Raw genomic sequence first — 3,321 nt, forward strand, 5'->3', positions numbered from 1 at the left:
GTACTTAGGCCCTTCCCCTGCCACAGTCGCATCCGCCAACCGGTTCAGCCGTGACGCGGAAGGTTTACTAACCAGCTAAAGCTTCCTCAAGGGAAGCAGAGGTGAGCGGAACAATGAGCGAACCCACATCCGTATACAAAGCCTACCAAGGCAATACGTATCTCTTCGGCGGCAATGCGCCCTATGTGGAAGAGATGTATGAGAGCTATCTGGCGAATCCGGGCAGCGTTCCAGACAACTGGCGTGAATATTTCGACGCGCTGCAACATGTGCCCGCGGTGGATGGCAGCGATGCCAAGGACGTTCCCCACCTGCCGGTCATCAATGCGTTCGCGGAACGTGCCAAGCAGGGCGGCACCCAGGTGGTGGTGGCCTCCGGCGCCGATTCGGAACTGGGCCGCAAGCGCACAGCCGTCCAGCAACTGATCGCCGCCTACCGCAATGTCGGCCAGCGCTGGGCCGATCTCGATCCGCTCAAGCGCACCGAGCGCCCTGAAATTCCCGAGCTGGAGCCCGCGTTCTACGGCTTCACCGATGCCGACCAGGAAACCGTGTTCAACACCAGCAACACGTTCTTCGGCAAGGAAACCATGACCCTGCGCGAGCTGATCAACGCTCTGCGCGAAACGTATTGCGGCACGATCGGTGTCGAATACATGTATGCCACCGACCAGAACCAGAAGCGCTGGTGGCAGCAAAAGCTCGAGTCGATCCGCAGCAAGCCGAGCTTCGACGCCGCCAAGAAAAAGCGCATTCTCGACCGCCTCACCGCCGCCGAGGGCCTCGAGCGCTATCTGCACACCAAGTACGTCGGCCAGAAACGCTTCTCGCTGGAAGGCGGCGAGTCGTTCATCGCCTCCATGGACGAGCTGATCAGCTCCGCCAGCCAGAAGGGCGTCCAGGAAGTCGTGATCGGCATGGCCCACCGTGGCCGCCTGAACGTGCTGGTGAACACGCTGGGCAAGATGCCCAAGGATCTGTTCGCCGAGTTCGACCACACCGCGCCCGAGGAACTGCCCTCCGGCGACGTGAAGTACCACCAGGGTTTCAGCTCCGACGTGACCACCGCCAGCGGCCCGGTTCACCTGTCGCTGGCATTCAACCCATCGCACCTGGAAATCGTGAACCCGGTGGTCGAAGGTTCGGTGCGCTCGCGCATGGACCGCCGCGCCGATCCGCGCGGCAAGCAGGTCCTGCCGGTGCTGGTGCACGGCGACGCGGCCTTCGCGGGCCAGGGCGTGAACCAGGAAACCCTGGCGCTGGCGCAGACCCGTGGGTATTCCACGGGCGGCACGGTGCACATCATCATCAACAACCAGATCGGCTTCACCACATCCGATCCGCGCGACACGCGTTCCACGCTGTACTGCACCGACATCGTCAAGATGATCGAGTCGCCCGTGCTGCACGTGAACGGCGACGATCCCGAGGCCGTGGCCCTGGCGACCCAGCTGGCCCTGGAATTCCGCATGGAGTTCGACAAGGACGTCGTGGTCGACATCATCTGCTTCCGCAAGCTGGGCCACAACGAGCAGGACACTCCCGCGCTGACCCAGCCGCTGATGTACAAGAAGATCGGCGCGCACCCCGGCACCCGCAGGCTCTATGCCGACAAGCTGGCGGCCCAGGGCCTGGGCGACACGCTGGGCGACGACATGGTCAAGGCCTACCGCGCCGCGCTGGACGACGGCAAGCACACGGTCGATCCGGTGCTCACCAACTTCAAGAGCAAGTACGCCGTGGACTGGAGCCCGTTCCTGAACCAGAAATGGACGGACGCCGGCGACACCGCCATTCCGCTGACGGAGTGGAAGCGCCTGGCCGAGCGGATCACCACGATTCCCGAAGGCGTCACTCCCCACGCTCTCGTGAAGAAGGTCTATGACGACCGCGCCGCCATGGGCCGTGGCGAGATCAACGTCGACTGGGGCATGGGCGAGCACATGGCATTCGCATCCCTGGTGGCCTCTGGCTATCCGGTGCGCCTGTCCGGCGAGGATTGCGGCCGCGGCACGTTCACGCACCGCCACGCCGTGATCCATGACCAGAAGCGCGAGAAGTGGAACGAAGGCACCTACATTCCGCTGCAGAACGTGGCCGACAACCAGGCGCCGTTCACCGTGATCGACTCCATCCTCTCCGAAGAGGCGGTGCTGGCGTTCGAATACGGCTACGCATCCAACGACCCCAACACGCTGGTGATCTGGGAAGCCCAGTTCGGCGACTTCGCCAATGGCGCGCAAGTGGTGATCGACCAGTTCATCGCATCGGGCGAAGTGAAGTGGGGCCGCATCAACGGCCTGACGCTGATGCTGCCGCACGGCTACGAAGGCCAGGGCCCCGAGCACAGCTCGGCGCGCCTGGAGCGTTTCATGCAGCTCGCGGCGGACACCAACATGCAGGTCGTGCAGCCGACGACGGCCAGCCAGATCTTCCACGTGCTGCGCCGCCAGCAGATCCGCAACCTGCGCAAGCCGCTGGTGATCATGACGCCCAAGTCGCTGCTGCGCAACAAGGACGCCACTTCGCCGCTCACCGAATTCACCAAGGGCTCGTTCCACACGGTGCTGCCGGAGCAGAATGACGCCATCGTCAAGAACGCCGCCAAGGTCAAGCGCATCGTCGCCTGCTCGGGCAAGGTGTACTACGACCTGGTGAAAAAGCGCGAGGAGAACAAGCTGGACGACGTGGCGATCATCCGTGTCGAGCAGCTCTATCCCTTCCCGCACAAGGCATTCGCCGCCGAAGTCAAGAAGTACGGCAACGCGACCGAACTCGTGTGGTGCCAGGACGAGCCGCAGAACCAGGGCGCCTGGTTCTTCATCCAGCACAACATCCACGAGAACATGCTCGAGGGCCAGAAGCTGGGCTATTCCGGCCGCGCGGCCTCCGCATCTCCCGCGGTTGGCTACTCGCACCTGCACCAGGAGCAGCAAAAGGCGCTGGTTGAAGGCGCGTTCGGCAAGCTCAAGGGTTTTGTCCTGACCAAGTAAGGCTGGAAACCCGCTCATTACCTATCAGTACAAAACACGAATTGGAAAAGAAAATGGCTATTGTTGACGTCAAAGTTCCGCAGCTCTCCGAATCCATCACGGAAGCCACCATGCTCAACTGGAAGAAGAAGGCTGGTGAGGCGGTTGCGGTGGATGAAATCCTCATCGAGATCGAAACCGACAAGGTCGTGCTCGAGGTGCCGGCTCCTTCGGCTGGCGTGCTGACCGAAATCCTGCAAGGCGACGGCGCCACCGTCACGGCCGAGCAGGTGATCGCCAAGATCGACACCGAGGCCGTTGCAGGCGCCGCCGCTCCCGTGGCCGCAGC

2 protein-coding genes are annotated in these 3,321 nt (G+C 62.9%); both read left to right on the forward strand.

Translation table 11 applies throughout. The features are described from left to right. The first annotated feature begins 113 nt into the window (after positions 1–113). Positions 114–2,993 (forward strand): 2-oxoglutarate dehydrogenase E1 component, encoded by a 2,880-nt coding sequence (locus ABWP92_RS17000; RefSeq protein ID WP_353236588.1) that lies wholly within the window; start codon positions 114–116, stop codon positions 2,991–2,993. 53 nt (positions 2,994–3,046) lie between these two features. Continuing rightward, positions 3,047–3,321 (forward strand): biotin/lipoyl-containing protein (locus ABWP92_RS17005; RefSeq protein ID WP_353236589.1); only part of this gene is annotated, 275 nt, incomplete at its 3' end.

This window comes from Diaphorobacter ruginosibacter (genome assembly GCF_040396215.1).
Classification (GTDB): Bacteria; Pseudomonadota; Gammaproteobacteria; order Burkholderiales; family Burkholderiaceae_C; genus Diaphorobacter_A; species Diaphorobacter_A ruginosibacter_A.

Excerpts from the sequence above, each read along its gene's own strand:
- ABWP92_RS17000 (WP_353236588.1), top strand. The coding sequence starts at position 114 with ATGAGCGAACCCACATCCGTATACAAAGCCTACCAAGGCAATACGTAT.